Genomic DNA, 14268 nt, shown 5'->3' on the forward strand with positions numbered 1-14268 from the left:
CCACCTTCATCGAGGAGACACGCATGAGCCGCTGGATCGAACCCGTCGCACTCGAAGGCCGCCACGTCCGGCTCGAGCCGCTGACGCTCGACCACGTTCCGGGCATCGCCGCGGCAGCCGCCGACGGCGAGCTGTGGAAACTCTGGTACACGGCCATCCCCGCGCCGGGCGAGGAACGCACGTATGTCGAAACCGCGCTGAAGCAGCGCGACGAGCAAGGCTGGTGCCCGTTCGTCGTGCGCGACACGTCGGGCGAGATCGTCGGCTCCACGCGCTACATGAACGTCGACGAGAAGAACCACCGCCTCGAGATCGGCACCACCTTCTACGCGCAGCGCGTGCAGCGCTCCGCGCTCAACACCGAGGCGAAGCTGCTGCTGCTCGGCCATGCGTTCGACACGCTCGGCGCGATCGCCGTCGAGTTCCGCACGCATTTCATGAACCACGCGTCGCGCGCCGCGATCGCGCGGCTCGGCGCGAAGCAGGACGGCATCCTGCGCAATCACCAGATCGGCCGCGAAGGCGAGCTGCGCGACACTGTCGTGTTCTCGATCCTGCCGACCGAGTGGCCGGCCGTGCGCGCGAACCTGAAACTGAAGCTCGCGCGCTGACCGCGCGCCCACCGGAAAGGCACGGCCATGCTGCTCAATTTCTTCTACGCGCTGCGCGCCGCCAGGCTGCCCGTTTCGGTGAAGGAATACCTGACGCTGCTCGAATCGCTGAAGGCCGGGCTCATCGCGCCGTCGATCGACGCGTTCTACTATCTCGCGCGCATGACGCTCGTGAAGGACGAGCAGCATTTCGACAAGTTCGACCAGGCGTTCGGCGCGTATTTCCACGGCGTGTCGGCGCTGCCGTCCGACGCGTTCGAGATTCCGCTCGACTGGCTCGAAAAGCGCCTGCAGCGCGAGCTGAGCCCGGAGGAAAAGGCGCAGATCGACGCGATGGGCGGCCTCGACAAGCTGATGGAGCGCCTCAAGCAACTGCTCGACGAGCAGAAGGAACGCCACGAAGGCGGCAACAAGTGGATCGGCACCGGCGGCACGTCGCCGTTCGGCCACGGCGGCTACAACCCGGAAGGCATCCGCATCGGCGGGCCGTCGGCGGGGCATCGCACCGCCGTGAAGGTCTGGGAGGCGCGCGCGTTCCGCGACTACGACGATTCGGTCGAGATCGGCACGCGCAACATCAAGGTCGCGCTGCGGCGGCTGCGCCGCTTCGCGCGCGAGGGCGCGGCCGAGGAGCTCGACCTGCCCGGCACGATCCGCAGCACCGCGGCGAACGCGGGCTGGCTCGACCTCCGGATGGTGCCCGAGCGCCACAACAACGTGAAGGTGCTGATGCTGCTCGACGTCGGCGGCTCGATGGACGACCACATCCAGCGCACCGAGGAACTGTTCTCGGCGGCGAAGGCGGAGTTCAAGCACCTCGAGTTCTACTACTTCCACAACTGCGTGTACGACTACCTGTGGAAGCACAACCGGCGCCGCCACGCGGAGCGCACGCCGACCTGGGACGTGCTGCACAAGTTCACGCCCGACTACAAGCTGATCTTCGTCGGCGACGCGACGATGAGCCCCTACGAGGTGCTGCAGCGGGGCGGCTCGGTCGAATACAACAACGCGGAGCCGGGCGCCGCGTGGCTGCGGCGGCTCGCCGACCAGTTCCCGCATCACGTGTGGCTCAATCCCGAGCCCGAGCGGCTGTGGGAATACCGGCAGTCGATCGCGATCATCCGCGACCTGCTCGGCCAGCGCATGTACCCGCTCACGCTCGCCGGTCTCGAAACCGCGATGCGCACGCTCAGCAAATAATGGCTGCCGCACAATAGCGGCGGTCAATCATGGAGAGAGGCATGAATCAGTCGTCCACCGCGAGCGCGGGCCGCGCGAGCGGTCGTTTCCTTGCGGACACCTCGGTCTCGGCGCTCGTCGCCGGCTTCGTCGCGATGATGACGGGCTACACCAGCTCGCTCGTGCTGATGTTCCAGGCCGGCCGCGCCGCGCACCTCACCGATGCGCAGATCTCGTCGTGGATCTGGGCGCTGTCGATCGGCATGGCGCTCACCACGATCGGCCTGTCGCTGCGCTTTCGCGCGCCCGTCGTCGTCGCATGGTCGACGCCCGGCGCGGCGCTGCTGATCGCGTCGCTGCCCGGCGTCCCGTACGCGGAAGCGATCGGCGCGTTCATCGTGTGCGCGCTGCTGCTGACCGCGGTCGGCGTGAGCGGCCTGTTCGACACGCTGATGCGCCGGATTCCCGCCGGCATCGCCGCCGCGCTGCTCGCCGGCATCCTGTTCGAGATCGGCATCGAGATCTTCCGCGCCGCGCAATTCCAGACCGCGCTCGTGCTCGTGATGTTCTTCACCTACCTGATCGTGAAGCGCGCCGCGCCCCGCTACGCGATCGTCACGACGCTCGCGGCCGGCACCGCGATGGCCGGCTTCCTGGGCCTGCTCGACTTCAGCCGCTTCCACGTCGCGCTCGCGCAGCCGGTGTTCACGATGCCGGCGTTCTCGGTCGCGTCGATCGTCAGCATCGGCATCCCGCTGTTCGTCGTCGCGATGGCGTCGCAGAACGTGCCCGGCATCGCGGTGCTGCGCGCGGACGGCTATCACACGCCGTCGTCGCCGCTGATCGCGACGACCGGCCTCGCGTCGCTCGTGCTCGCGCCGTTCGGCTCGCACGGCGTCAACCTCGCGGCGATCACCGCGGCGATCTGCACCGGGCCGGAAGCGCACGAGGATCGCTCGAAGCGCTATACCGCCGCGGTGTGGTGCGGCACCTTCTACCTGATCGCCGGGATCTTCGGCGCGACGATCGCCGCGCTGTTCGCGGCGCTGCCGAAGGCGCTCGTCGTGTCGGTCGCCGCGCTCGCGCTGTTCGGCTCGATCATGAGCGGCCTCGCGAACGCGATGCACGATGTGAAGCAGCGCGAAGCGGCGCTCGTCACGTTCATGGTCACCGCATCGGGCCTCACGCTGCTGTCGATCGGCTCCGCGTTCTGGGGCCTCGTCGCCGGGATCGTCACGCAGGTGATCCTCAACGCGCGGCGCCCCGCGTGACGCCGCGACGGCCCGGCGCACGCCACGTGCGTGCCGTCTTTCGGGCCTAGAATAGTGCATCGAAGGCGGCGCGCCCCGCGCCGCCTCGCTTCGCCGCCGCGCTCGCGCGGCCCCTGGGGAACCCCGGCGCGCCGCGCCCTCTTCTCGATTCGCCATGACTACCGCACTCGACCAGCTGAAGCAGTACACCACCGTCGTCGCCGACACGGGCGATTTCCAGCAGCTCGCGCAGTACAAGCCGCAGGACGCGACCACGAACCCGTCGCTGATCCTGAAGGCGGTCCAGAAGGATGCCTACCGGCCGGTTCTCGAAAAGACCGTCCGCGACCATCGCGGCGAAAGCGCCGACTTCATCATCGACCGCCTGCTGATCGCGTTCGGCACCGAGATCCTCAAGCTGATCCCGGGCCGCGTGTCGACCGAGGTCGATGCGCGCCTGTCGTTCGACACGCAGCGCTCGGTCGACAAGGCGCACGAGATCATCAAGCTGTACGAAGCAGCCGGCATCGGCCGCGAACGCGTGCTGATCAAGCTCGCATCGACCTGGGAAGGGATTCGCGCGGCCGGGATCCTGCAGAAGGAAGGCATCAAATGCAACATGACCCTGCTTTTCTCGCTGGTGCAGGCGGCCGCGTGCGCGGAAGCCGGCGCGCAGCTGATCTCGCCGTTCGTCGGCCGCATCTACGACTGGTACAAGAAGCAGGCCGGCGCCGACTGGGATGACGTGAAGAACGGCGGCGCGAACGATCCGGGCGTGCAGTCGGTGCGCGGCATCTACACGTACTACAAGACCTTCGGCTACGACACCGAGGTGATGGGCGCGAGCTTCCGCACGACGAGCCAGATCGTCGAGCTGGCCGGCTGCGACCTGCTGACCATCAGTCCCGATTTGCTGCAGAAGCTGCAGGACAGCACGGAAGCCGTCACGCGCAAGCTGTCGCCGGACGCGCGCGGCGATGCGCGTGCGGTGCGCGTCGCGACCGATGAAGCGTCGTTCCGCTTCCAGTTGAACGACGACGCGATGGCGACCGAGAAGCTGGCCGAAGGCATCCGCCTGTTCTCCGCCGACGCGGTGAAGCTCGAGAAGATGATCGACGCGCTGCGCTGACCCGCCGGCAGGCGGCTGCGACAACGCCCCCCACGGCCGCGAACCGCGTGTTCGCGGCCGTTTTATTTTTCATCCGGCCGTCGACGCGGCGCACTACAATCCACGTCACGGGCGCGCCGGCCGCTTCCCGGCGCGCCCGTCCCAGTCAGTCAACGTTGCAAGAGTCCAGAGCGCGATGCGCGGAACCGGAGCACGTGCCCGTGCACGAACGCCGGTCGACACCCGCGCTAACCGCTTTGCACGGAACCGCGCCAGGCGCTGAAGCGCCGGGTTCGGTCGACATCTGTTCGACAGGAGACGTCAATGCAAGTACAACCGTATCTGTGCTTTTACGGCCAGACCGAGGCCGCATTGAAGTTTTACGAGAAAGCGCTCGGCGCGAAGACGATGTTCATGATGCGCTTCAAGGACGCGCCGCCCGACCCGAACCGCCCCGCCATGCCCGAACTGGCGGACAAGGTCATGCACGCGAGCTTCACGATCGGCGAGTCGATGCTGATGTGCTCGGACGGCGACTGCAGCAATCCGTCCGGCACACACTCCGGCTATTCGCTGTCGCTGAACCCGGCGACCGCCGAAGAGGGCCAGAAGGTGTTCACCGCCCTCGCCGACGGCGGCGAAGTGACAATGCCCTATCAGAAGACCTTCTGGGCGCTCGGCTTCGGCATGCTGAAGGACCGCTTCGGCGTGCAGTGGATGATCAACGTCGAGGACGTATCCCAGCGCGAGGCGCTCGCGAAGCACGCGCAGTAACGCCGGCGCACGAACGCCCGTTGCCGCAACGCGACGGGCGTTGATGAGAAGGTCAGGCCGATCCCCACGCAGTGGACGACGCTGCGTGGGGATTGTCATTTGCGCGCGGCGCGTGACGGCGCCGCACGCGCCGCGCATCAGCTCTCGACGACGTCGAGATAGTCCTCCGGACGCGTGCGATCTTCCGCATGCGCCATGCCGAGGACCCGCACGAGCACGCTCACGACGATCGCGACGACGAGGTTCACGATCAGCGACCAGACCGCCGCATAGCCGGGGATCGCATAGCCGAACAGATGCACGGTGAAGATCGAACCCGCGAGCTTCAGCGAGATCGCCATCCACGTGCCGCACACGAGGCCGGCCACCCAGCCGAGCAGCAGGCCGCGATAGTCGAGGATGCGCGTATAGAGGCCGAGGACGATCGCGGGCAGCGTCTGGATGATCCAGATGCCGCCGAGCAGCTGCAGCTGGATCGCGTAGGTCAGCGGCAGTCCGAGGATGAATGCGACCGCGCCGACCTTGACGATCAGCGACGCCAGCTTGGCGACGTTGGTCTCCTGCTCGTGCGTCATGTTGCGGTTGACGAACTCGCGGTGGATGTTGCGCGTGTAGAGGTTGGCGGCCGCGATCGACATGATCGCCGCCGGCACCAGCGCGCCGATGCCGATCGCCGCGAACGCGACGCCGACGAACCACGGCGGGAAGAACTCCAGGAACAGCGCGGGCACCGCGAAATTCGGGCCGAACGCCTTGAAGTACGGCGCGTATTGCGGCATGTCCTTCACGCCCGACGCGAGCGCCATGTAGCCGAGCAGCGCGAGCAGGCCGAGCACGAACGAATAGGCGGGCAGCAACGCCATGTTGCGGCGGATCGTGTTGCCCGACGACGACGACAGGATCGCCGTGATCGAGTGCGGATACAGGAACAGCGCGAGCGCGGAGCCGACCGCGAGGGTCATGTACGCGCTATAGCCGTTCAGGCTCGCCGCATCCGGCGCCTTCAGCAGCAGTTTCGCGCTCGGCACGCTGGCGAAGATGTGCCCGAAGCCGCCGAGCTTCGCCGGAATCACGACGACCGCCGCGCCGATCGTGATGTAGATCAGGATGTCCTTGACGATTGCGATCATCGCGGGCGCGCGCAGGCCGGACGTGTAGGTGTACGCGGCGAGGATCGCGAACGCGATGATCAGCGGCAGGTCGCCGACGAAGCCTTTCGTGTCGAAGCCGAGCGCGCCGATCACGACCTCGATGCCGACCAGCTGCAGCGCGATGTACGGCATCGTCGCGACGATGCCCGTCACCGCGACCGCGAGCGCGAGCGTGCGGCTGCCGTAACGCGCGTTGACGAAGTCGGCGGCCGTCACGTAGCCGTGGCGCTTCGCGATGCTCCACAGCTTCGGGAACACGACGAACGCGAACGGATAGATGAGGATCGTGTAAGGCAGCGCGAAGAAACCCATCGCGCCCGCGCCGAACACGAGCGCCGGCACCGCGATGAACGTGTACGCGGTATAGAGGTCGCCGCCGAGCAGGAACCAGGTGACGATCGTGCCGAAGCGCCGGCCGCCGAGCCCCCACTCGTCGAGATGGGCGAGATTGCCGCGCCGCCAGTTCGCGGCGAGAAAGCCGATGATCGTCACCCCGACGAAGAACAGCACGAAGACGAAGGTCGCGGCGCGATTCATCGGCCGTCTCCCTGCGGGCTGCCCGCCTTCCAGCAGTTTTTCGTCTTGAAGTACACGAGCGCCGTGATCACCGCGCTAATGAAGACCCACAGGAGCTGATACCAGTAGAAGAACGGAAAGCCGAACCATTGCGGTTCGATCTTGCTGTACGACGGCACCCAGACCATCGCGACCAGCGGCAGGACCAGCAGCCAGAGCCAGCGCTTGGCGGCCTGGTTGGCGTCGGCATCGTGAGCCATGACGTCTCCTCAACATTCCCGATTATCGATTGTGTGAACGGGTACGGCGGCGCGAGAGGAGCGACGAAACGGGTAAGCTGCGGCTCCCCTGGCATCGGGCCAGTATAGGAGCCGCATCGGTGCGGTCAAGCAGGGACGAACCCGGAGCGGTCCGTCCCCGTGATGCGCGCGCGCCGGCGTGCGGCCGGCGCATGAGGCGTCAGATCGAGAACGTCTTCGCGCGCGGCTCGACCGACGCTTTCAGCGCCTTCACCCACGAGCGGGCGGGCAGGTGCAACTGCTCCTCGAGCAGCTTTGCGCGCGCGTCGAGCTGCGCGAACGTGACCTCGAGCGGCGGGCCGGAGAACGCGAGCGCGATGCGATTGCCGTCATGCACTTCCGGCAGCGCGATCACGCGGTTGTCGAACGCCGCGTTCAGGTGCTTCATGTTGCGCACGAAGCTCGGGTGATCGCCGAACAGGTTGATCGTCGCGATGCCCGCGTCGGCGAGACAGCCGCGCACCGCGCGGTAGAACGCGACGCTGTCGAGCACCGGGCCGCGCGCGGTCGCATCGTACAGGTCGATCTGCATCGCGCCCGTCGTGCCGCGGTTGGCCGGATCGTTGACGAAGTCCCAGGCGTCCGCTTCGTGGACGGTCAGGCGCGCATCGTCGGGCTGCAGCTCGAACATCGTGCGCGCCGCGACGATCACGGCCGGGTTCAGCTCGACCGCCTCGACGCGCGCGCGCGGCAGGAAGCGATGCGAGAACTTGGTCAACGCACCCGTGCCGAGCCCGAGCTGAACGATCCGCTCGGGCGTTTCGAGGAACAGCAGCCACGCCATCATCTGCTGCGCGTATTCCAGCTCGATGTGAAGCGGTTTCGAGAGCCGCATCGCGCCCTGCACCCACTCGGTGCCGAAATGCAGGTAGCGCACGCCGCGCTCCTCGGAGAACGTCACCGGCGCGAAACGCGGCTTGCGCGGCGCCTCGAGCACCGGCACCTCGTCGTGCGCGTCGATTTCGGTGCGGCGCTTCACGCGCGGCGTCTTGAGCTTTGAGGAACCGTTGTACGACGACGGCTCGCTGCGTTCGAATGCGCGCGCCTCGGCGGACGCGCGCTTGATCAATCGGGTCATGAATGAATCTCGCACTAATGGAACAATGCGGGCGAACCGGGGCAGGCCTGCCGCCGCCGGTCATGCGCCGCGCACGACGTTACGCCTTGCGGACGAACTCCGATTTCAGGCTCATCGAGCCGAAGCCGTCGATCTTGCAATCGATGTCGTGGTCGCTGTCCACCAGACGGATGTTCTTGACCTTGGTGCCCATCTTGACCACGCCGCCGCCGCCCTTCAGCTTCAGGTCCTTGATGACCGTGACGGTATCGCCGTCCTGCAGGACGTTGCCGGCCGAATCGCGATAGACACGTTCGGACGTTTCGGTCGTCGCGGCAGCTTGCGCCGACCATTCATGTGCGCACTCCGGGCAGATGTAGACGCCGCCGTCTTCGTACGTGAACTCGGAGTTGCATTTCGGACAGGGAGGCAGTGCGCTCATTTGAAATCCTTGACGCCAGAAAAAGGCAATGAAAGGACGGAAGTATACCGCTGTGCGATGGCGGGGCCGGCGCAGCGCGTGTCCGGGGCCGGGCAAGAGCGCCGGCTTTCAGGATGCCTGACGGTCAGATCGGCGGCATCGCATCCCGCTTGTACTCGCGAGCGACGACCACAAGCGATTACCAGCGAGCCGGAACGGATCCGATGTTCGGATCAGGTTGCCGCTGCACGACGACAGGAAACCCTTCATTGAGTCAGGAGCGAATTTCCCGCCAAAGCAGCAGCTTCCGAGCGAAAGAGCGCGAAGCGTTCGCCGGGCGCAAAGACGGCACCACGAGCGTTCGATACCCCGCTTCGCCCATCGCGTCGGCAAACCACCCCGGCGTCTTGCCGTTGAAACACCCCGTCAATCTCCCGGGACGGTTGCCCCGGCCTGGTCCGCCAGCACTGCGCTAGCGACGATCTCTATACTCATACCGGGCACGACGAGCGCCTTCACGGCCACGCTCGAACGGTTCGGATAGGGTGGGCGAAAGAACTCCCGGTACACCCTGTCGATGCTCGGCATACTGTCGATGTCCGTCATCTGGATCTGTACCTGAGTCACATCATCGAGAGAGCCGCCCGCGGCCCTCATTGCGCGCGCCAGATTGGAGAAGGTCAAACGCGCCTGATCCTCGATCGGCCCCGTGTCGATGGTGCCGTCGAGCCGGACCGGACCGTGCGCCGTGAAAACCAGGGATCCTGCGCGCACCGCCCACGAAAAAGGCTGGCCGAGCGGAGGCAAACCGGTGTCGATCACTTCCTTCATCGTCCATTTCCCCAAATCAGTTCGCCCAGCGTCGTGTACCAGTCGTCGCCCGGATCACGCAGCGCAAGATGCGTATCGAAATGATTCCGGCCACCGGCAACGTGTGCGGCGACCGGTGCCGACTGGCACGCCAGCAATGCAGCCAGGCGCCGATTCGACCTGATGACGCGTTCCGAATCGTATTCACCGTAACTCAGCACGAGCGGAACCTCGTTGCCGGCCGCCCAGCAGACGGGACTCAACACCCCGTCGTCGTCGTCTCGCGCGAGCACCATGTCATACACTCGCGCCTCCAGGCTCCCGGCACCGGGAGCCGGATGCGCGAGATCCATGATCCCGCTTATCGGCGCGGCGCCTCGAATCTCGACGCCTGCCCGCGCAATTTCGCGGTTTCGGCTGGAGCGCAGTGCCGTCAGCGTGGCCAAATGACCGCCGGCCGAATGTCCAGCGACATAGACCTTGCGCATATCGCCGTTGAACGATCTCGACGCGGCGAGCGAGCACAGTAGGCGCTCGCAGTCTTCAAAGGCAGCCGGCATGCGGAATTCGGGCGCCAGCCGGTAGTTCGGCAGCACGAGCGTTGCCCCCAGGCGGGTCACATGCTCCGCCATGAAGTAGCTCCACTCCTTGTATCCATTTGTCCAGCCCCCGCCGTGCCAGAAGATGACGACGGGCGGCATGTCGGCCGCACGAGGATAGAAGACGTCATACAGGTGGAACCTGCTCGGTCCGTAGGCGACATTGCGTTCGGAAGGGAGGCCGGGCGACACCTCCAATGCCCAGGACTGGACTGTGCGGGCATACAGCTCCGCCTCTGCGGTCGGCAGGGGCATCTGCTCTTCGAGCGGCAACGTCGATGGCGTCAATTCGGTTCCTCAAGGTCTTCGCGCCGTCCGCAGGCACGCGGCAGGCGCGGAAAGGTTTGCATGCCTCACATAATAGAGGAACATGAAATTTATAAAAAGCACGAATTTTATGTTGACGCTGAATTTTTACAGACCAACAATGCGCCGGGTCGGACGGAGTGCCGTCGACGGAACAACAACGCTTCCTCCCGGACATGCGGTCACGTGGAGGTCTTACACGCCAGTCAGGAGACAATGATGGTCCAGTCAGTTGCCGTGAGCGCGATGCGCAAGGTGACACTCAAGATCGTGCCGCTGCTGTTCGTGCTGTGGCTCGTGAATTTTCTCGATCGGGTCAATGTGAGCTTCGCGGCGCTCGACTTGACAAAAACCTTTCATTTCACGCCTGAAGTCTACGGCTTTGGCGCCGGAATCTTCTTCATCGGCTACATCCTGTTCGAGATCCCCAGCAATCTGGCGCTACGGCGTTTCGGCGCGCGCATCTGGCTGGCACGAATCATCGTCACCTGGGGCATCGCGTCGGCGATGCAGGCGTTCATATTCAACGAGACGAGCTTCGTGGTGATCCGCTTCCTTCTCGGCGTGGCCGAAGCGGGTTTCCTGCCCGGCGTCCTCTACTATCTGACGCGCTGGTTTCCGGCCGAGCACCGGGCCCGGGCGATCGGGCAAGTGATGTCTGCCAACATGATCGCCGTCGTGATCGGTGCACCGCTCTCCGCCGCCGTCATGTCGATGAACGACCTGGCCGGCATCGCGGGCTGGCAATGGATGTTCATCCTGGAGGCGTTGCCGGCGATCGCACTTGGCGTGTTCACCTATTTTTCGCTGTCGGACGAACCCGGCCACGCGACATGGCTTTCGGAATCCGAACGTGTCTGGCTGATCGACAAGATGAAACAGGACCAGGAATCCGCCGCCGCAATGGGTACGGAAAAGCTGGGCGTGGCGTTGCGGGAACCGATCGTGTGGTTGCTCGGCCTGCTCTATCTGCTGGTCGGGATCGGCTTCTTCGGCATCACGTTGTGGCTGCCGCAGATCGTGAAGCAGATTTCCGGAATGTCGACGATCCAGGTCGGATTTCTGAGCGCACTTCCGTTTCTGCTGGGCGCCATCACGATGGTCCTGAACGGCCGGCATTCGGATCGGTCTGTCGAGCGTCGCTGGCACCTGGCCATTCCGCTGGCGATCGGAAGTCTGGGTTTGGCCGCGAGTGCGCTTGCCGGCACCGCGACGCTCGAACTGGCCTTCGTCTGTGTCGCGCTGGCCGGTATCGGCGCCTCGCTGAGCGTGTTCTGGTCGATCCCCTCGTCATTCCTGACGGGACCGGCCGCGGCCGGAGGGCTTGCTTTGGTCAACGTAATCAGCGGATTTTCCGGGTTCCTCGGTCCGTATATGATCGGCTGGATCCGCGGGCATTCGCCCGATTTCTCGAACGCGCTGTTTTTCATGGCTGGCAGCGTCGCGGCCGCTGCGCTGCTGGCCGCCTCATTGCCTTTCCCGGGCGCATCGCGCCGGACATCGCATCCGGCATCGCGCTCGGCAGGCTGAAGCGACTACCGGAACCGCCCGGGACCGAGTCAGGGTAGAAACGGCGCCACCGCTTTCGCGGTTTCATCGATATGCGCGAGCAGCAACGCGCACGCACGCTCGGTTTCACGATCGAGCGTGGCTTCCATCAACGCCTTGTGCTCGCTGATGATGTCGCGCGCCAACACTTCTTTCGGAACAGGCCCCGCGAATCGCATGCGGCGATATCGCTCGGAGTGACGCACCAGTTGCTCGTCGATGCGCCGCAACCAGTTCGAGCGGGCCGCGCTCATTAACGCAGCGTGGAAACGTCGATGCGCAAGTTCCCAGCGCGTCGCGGCATGGGCATCGTCGGCCGCAGGCAGCGGTGTGTGTGCCAGTTTGTAAAAGGCCGCGGTGATTTGCGCGCCCCACTCTTCGTCGCCGTGTTCGATGGCATCGGCGAGAAGTTCCGTCTCGATCTTCTTTCGAGCGTCAAGGATGTCCAGAAGATCGTCCCGGGACGCTTCCGCAACCCTGAAGCCACGCTGGCCTTCGTTCGTGACGAGTCCATCGCAGCTGAGCAGCATCAGTGCCTCACGGATGGGACTGATGCCGACGCCGTATCGCTCCTGAAGCGCCTGGGGACGCAATTTCTCGCCCGGCGAGAACGCACCGGCCAGCAGGTCATTCTGCAAGTACTCGTGGGCCTGCTCCGAAAGCGTGGCCTTCGGGGCACCTGCCCCGATTCTTTGTTGTGATTGAGCCCTTTGCATCATGTTCCAGTCCTCGAATCTCCAGGCACGGACATCTTCATGCCCGGCAGTATACACATTCGGTCGATTTTTAGCGTAACCCCTTGTTTTTGCAAATTTTAATAAACTTACCCATTCACAAAAATTTATAAATTGCCGAGTTCGTCGTGGCGGCGCTATTCGCCGGAAGATCGGCCTGATTCGCGAGCGCTGAAAGCGGCCAAAGCGCACGCAAAAGGAGAAAAGTCATGATCGACATCGAACGCGGCAGCGGCAACGTCGTCGAGCACCGCGCCCAGCAACCGCCAGAACTGATTGATGTTTTGGCCAATTTGACATCAAAGCGGAACTGCCCTGAACGGCCAGCCCGCATCAGATCCCGGGCATCGTTTCTGCACGATTCAAGATTCGCCGGTCCGTGCCGTTATCTCAGGCGGATGCAATCAAATCTGGCCCTATTACATCCGCTTCGGCCACGTGTTCAGGAAGGTGACCAAGCTCAAGGGTGCGCCGGACGCAGCAACGATTCAGGGCAAGCATCTGGTTATGTCATCACGCCGACGATCCAGATGATGTCGTCGCCCCGCGTCGCCTCACGTGGCCGCCCATGGATTTCTCGCTGACGCTCGCCTGCACGGTGGCGGAATCAAGCGGTCAGACCGTGGACACCGAAGACGTGACGGATATCGGCCGTACGGCGTTTGGCGAGTTCAAGCGCGACTGAAACGTCGGTCCGGCCGCGCCGCACTGTCGGCGCTCAATTTAAGCGAATCTGTCGTCGGTCAGACGGTTCGCCGCGACTATGTTGTCGGCAACCAGAATTCGCTGCGCCGAAGCAGAGTCAGCAGTGGATTGCCTGCAACATCACACGCTTCCGATCGGATGAAAGCGTCGAATTTGCATGACTCGAAACATGAATTCAACATTGAAATATCATGACCACGTAATGAAAAAAGCTCTCACGACTGCCATCGGTGTTGTCGGGTTGACTGCGCTTTCTATCAGCAGTGCAGCAGAACCCAACCAAACCGCATCGACATTCTCAACGCCGATGTTGATGGCGGAATCCGGGAAAAATATTTGCCAGCCAATGACCAGTCCGGATGGCAACCCATCAGCATTTGAGTTGTGCGTCGCAAACGGCCTTTTTGCACACGACGTTTACACCATTCGCACTGCAGGAGTTTCAATCGTCAAAGGAATTGATGACGAAACAACAAATGGCATTAACGGCCTGTTTTACGGAAACCCGATCCACCTCAAATGCGAACCGATCAGTCAATTTTACGACAAGTTAAGCGACAAAGAGATCGAAGATCAGGCAAACTCACTAAATAACAAAATTCCAAATTCCACATTTGAAGAACGGAAGCAAATGGTCATTGCCATGAATATGGTGGAGATCGGAAGGCATTGCACTTTGAGCAACTCAAACGGCATTGCTGCGCGCCTGGACGTCAAGTTCCCGGAATAAGTCATAAACCCGCCATCACCTCACTCTGTCAGCGGATGCGCGAAAGGGGATATGCGGCGTAACGGCCGGGACTCGCCCTCCGCGACTTCGAAAATTCGGCCTCAGGAGAGAACCTCCTGCCAAAACGAGCGCTCCTGTTCGAACGACAGCGTTGCCTTCGCCGGACTCGACGAAGGCAGCACGAGCGTTTCATAGCCCGCCGCCCCGATCACCTCGGCGAACCGCCCCGCCGTCTTGCCGTTGAAACACACCTTCTTAAGCAACGGCGCATGCTCGCGCAGCGCGTCGAAGTCGTTCGGCTTCGCATGCCGGATCGCCGAATCGAGACTGCCTTCGCGATGGCATGCGGCGAGCACGTCCCAGACGCCGATGCCGTGCGTCAGCAGGCGTTCGAGCCGCGCGTCATACGCAAGCGCATGCAATTCAGGATCATCGAGCACCGCGCCCAGCAATCGCCAGAACTGATT

At 64.0% G+C, this 14268-nt stretch carries 15 protein-coding genes and 1 pseudogene; 8 read left to right on the forward strand and 8 right to left on the reverse strand.

Going from position 1 to position 14268, the window contains the following annotated elements:
• The first annotated feature begins 23 nt into the window (after positions 1 to 23).
• The 5 genes from LIG30_RS07265 (at position 24) to LIG30_RS07285 (ending at position 4925) form a co-directional block, all read left to right on the forward strand.
• A complete protein-coding gene (locus tag LIG30_RS07265; RefSeq protein WP_038710878.1) occupies positions 24 to 611 on the forward strand; it encodes a GNAT family N-acetyltransferase in 588 nt (195 codons plus the stop codon).
• 27 nt (positions 612 to 638) lie between these two features.
• Positions 639 to 1814, forward strand: a complete 1176-nt coding sequence (locus LIG30_RS07270) for a vWA domain-containing protein (protein WP_038710879.1) — start codon at positions 639 to 641, stop codon at positions 1812 to 1814.
• A 41-nt stretch (positions 1815 to 1855) separates the two neighbouring features.
• Complete coding sequence (locus tag LIG30_RS07275; protein WP_038710880.1) at positions 1856 to 3064, forward strand: benzoate/H(+) symporter BenE family transporter; 1209 nt, start codon at positions 1856 to 1858, stop codon at positions 3062 to 3064.
• Positions 3065 to 3218: 154 nt separating this feature from the next.
• Complete coding sequence (gene tal / locus LIG30_RS07280; RefSeq protein ID WP_038710881.1) at positions 3219 to 4172, forward strand: transaldolase; 954 nt, start codon at positions 3219 to 3221, stop codon at positions 4170 to 4172.
• 303 nt (positions 4173 to 4475) lie between these two features.
• Positions 4476 to 4925, forward strand: coding sequence for a VOC family protein (locus tag LIG30_RS07285; RefSeq protein WP_038710882.1), 450 nt, complete (start codon positions 4476 to 4478; stop codon positions 4923 to 4925).
• 137 nt (positions 4926 to 5062) lie between these two features.
• Here LIG30_RS07285 and mctP read toward each other — a convergent pair whose 3' ends face one another.
• The 6 genes from mctP to LIG30_RS07315 all read right to left on the reverse strand — a co-directional run bounded on the left by mctP (position 5063) and on the right by LIG30_RS07315 (position 10066).
• Positions 5063 to 6613: a monocarboxylate uptake permease MctP gene (gene mctP, locus LIG30_RS07290; protein WP_038710884.1), complete on the reverse strand. Its 1551-nt coding sequence runs from the start codon at positions 6611 to 6613 to the stop codon at positions 5063 to 5065.
• On the reverse strand, positions 6610 to 6852 hold the full coding sequence (locus LIG30_RS07295; protein WP_038710885.1) for a DUF3311 domain-containing protein: 243 nt from the start codon (positions 6850 to 6852) through the stop codon (positions 6610 to 6612). The genes mctP and LIG30_RS07295 overlap by 4 nt, the downstream gene beginning before the upstream one ends.
• Before the next feature lie 199 nt (positions 6853 to 7051).
• Positions 7052 to 7969 carry a spermidine synthase gene (locus LIG30_RS07300; RefSeq protein ID WP_038710886.1) on the reverse strand — a complete coding sequence of 306 codons (918 nt, stop codon included), beginning with the start codon at positions 7967 to 7969 and terminating at the stop codon, positions 7052 to 7054.
• Between the two features lie 79 nt (positions 7970 to 8048).
• Complete coding sequence (locus LIG30_RS07305; protein ID WP_038710888.1) at positions 8049 to 8390, reverse strand: zinc ribbon domain-containing protein YjdM; 342 nt, start codon at positions 8388 to 8390, stop codon at positions 8049 to 8051.
• 405 nt (positions 8391 to 8795) lie between these two features.
• Positions 8796 to 9200 carry a RidA family protein gene (locus LIG30_RS07310; protein WP_038710889.1) on the reverse strand — a complete coding sequence of 135 codons (405 nt, stop codon included), beginning with the start codon at positions 9198 to 9200 and terminating at the stop codon, positions 8796 to 8798.
• Positions 9197 to 10066, reverse strand: coding sequence for an alpha/beta hydrolase (locus LIG30_RS07315; RefSeq protein ID WP_152986027.1), 870 nt, complete (start codon positions 10064 to 10066; stop codon positions 9197 to 9199). Before LIG30_RS07315 ends, LIG30_RS07310 begins: the two co-directional genes overlap by 4 nt.
• Before the next feature lie 237 nt (positions 10067 to 10303).
• Here LIG30_RS07315 and LIG30_RS07320 point away from each other — a divergent pair, with 237 nt between their 5' ends.
• Positions 10304 to 11614: an MFS transporter gene (locus tag LIG30_RS07320; RefSeq protein WP_038710920.1), complete on the forward strand. Its 1311-nt coding sequence runs from the start codon at positions 10304 to 10306 to the stop codon at positions 11612 to 11614.
• A 29-nt stretch (positions 11615 to 11643) separates the two neighbouring features.
• On the opposite strand, the gene LIG30_RS07325 is transcribed toward LIG30_RS07320, so the two are convergent.
• Entirely contained in the window at positions 11644 to 12351 is a 708-nt protein-coding gene (locus tag LIG30_RS07325; protein WP_051994904.1) for a GntR family transcriptional regulator, read from the reverse strand.
• 224 nt (positions 12352 to 12575) lie between these two features.
• On the opposite strand from LIG30_RS07325, the gene LIG30_RS26090 reads away from it, so the two are divergent.
• Together LIG30_RS26090 and LIG30_RS26095 are read left to right on the forward strand one after the other, a co-directional pair.
• On the forward strand, positions 12576 to 12950 hold the full coding sequence (locus LIG30_RS26090; protein WP_152986028.1) for a hypothetical protein: 375 nt from the start codon (positions 12576 to 12578) through the stop codon (positions 12948 to 12950).
• A gap of 323 nt (positions 12951 to 13273) precedes the next feature.
• Positions 13274 to 13801: a hypothetical protein gene (locus LIG30_RS26095; RefSeq protein WP_152986029.1), complete on the forward strand. Its 528-nt coding sequence runs from the start codon at positions 13274 to 13276 to the stop codon at positions 13799 to 13801.
• 101 nt (positions 13802 to 13902) lie between these two features.
• On the opposite strand, the pseudogene LIG30_RS07330 reads toward LIG30_RS26095, so the two are convergent.
• Positions 13903 to 14268, reverse strand: a pseudogene (locus LIG30_RS07330) (DNA-deoxyinosine glycosylase); the annotation flags it as partial.

This window comes from Burkholderia sp. lig30, assembly GCF_000687455.2.
Lineage (GTDB): Bacteria > Pseudomonadota > Gammaproteobacteria > Burkholderiales > Burkholderiaceae > Burkholderia.

What these genes read in the sequence shown, in the direction of transcription:
- LIG30_RS07265 (WP_038710878.1), top strand. Translation starts at nt 24, where the DNA reads ATGAGCCGCTGGATCGAACCCGTCGCACTCGAAGGCCGCCACGTCCGG.
- LIG30_RS07270 (WP_038710879.1), top strand. Translation starts at nt 639, where the DNA reads ATGCTGCTCAATTTCTTCTACGCGCTGCGCGCCGCCAGGCTGCCCGTT.
- LIG30_RS07275 (WP_038710880.1), top strand. Translation starts at nt 1,856, where the DNA reads ATGAATCAGTCGTCCACCGCGAGCGCGGGCCGCGCGAGCGGTCGTTTC.
- tal (WP_038710881.1), top strand. Translation starts at nt 3,219, where the DNA reads ATGACTACCGCACTCGACCAGCTGAAGCAGTACACCACCGTCGTCGCC.
- LIG30_RS07285 (WP_038710882.1), top strand. Translation starts at nt 4,476, where the DNA reads ATGCAAGTACAACCGTATCTGTGCTTTTACGGCCAGACCGAGGCCGCA.
- mctP (WP_038710884.1), bottom strand. Translation starts at nt 6,613, where the DNA reads ATGAATCGCGCCGCGACCTTCGTCTTCGTGCTGTTCTTCGTCGGGGTG.
- LIG30_RS07295 (WP_038710885.1), bottom strand. Translation starts at nt 6,852, where the DNA reads ATGGCTCACGATGCCGACGCCAACCAGGCCGCCAAGCGCTGGCTCTGG.
- LIG30_RS07300 (WP_038710886.1), bottom strand. Translation starts at nt 7,969, where the DNA reads ATGACCCGATTGATCAAGCGCGCGTCCGCCGAGGCGCGCGCATTCGAA.
- LIG30_RS07305 (WP_038710888.1), bottom strand. Translation starts at nt 8,390, where the DNA reads ATGAGCGCACTGCCTCCCTGTCCGAAATGCAACTCCGAGTTCACGTAC.
- LIG30_RS07310 (WP_038710889.1), bottom strand. Translation starts at nt 9,200, where the DNA reads ATGAAGGAAGTGATCGACACCGGTTTGCCTCCGCTCGGCCAGCCTTTT.
- LIG30_RS07320 (WP_038710920.1), top strand. Translation starts at nt 10,304, where the DNA reads ATGGTCCAGTCAGTTGCCGTGAGCGCGATGCGCAAGGTGACACTCAAG.
- LIG30_RS07325 (WP_051994904.1), bottom strand. Translation starts at nt 12,351, where the DNA reads ATGATGCAAAGGGCTCAATCACAACAAAGAATCGGGGCAGGTGCCCCG.
- LIG30_RS26090 (WP_152986028.1), top strand. Translation starts at nt 12,576, where the DNA reads ATGATCGACATCGAACGCGGCAGCGGCAACGTCGTCGAGCACCGCGCC.
- LIG30_RS26095 (WP_152986029.1), top strand. Translation starts at nt 13,274, where the DNA reads ATGAAAAAAGCTCTCACGACTGCCATCGGTGTTGTCGGGTTGACTGCG.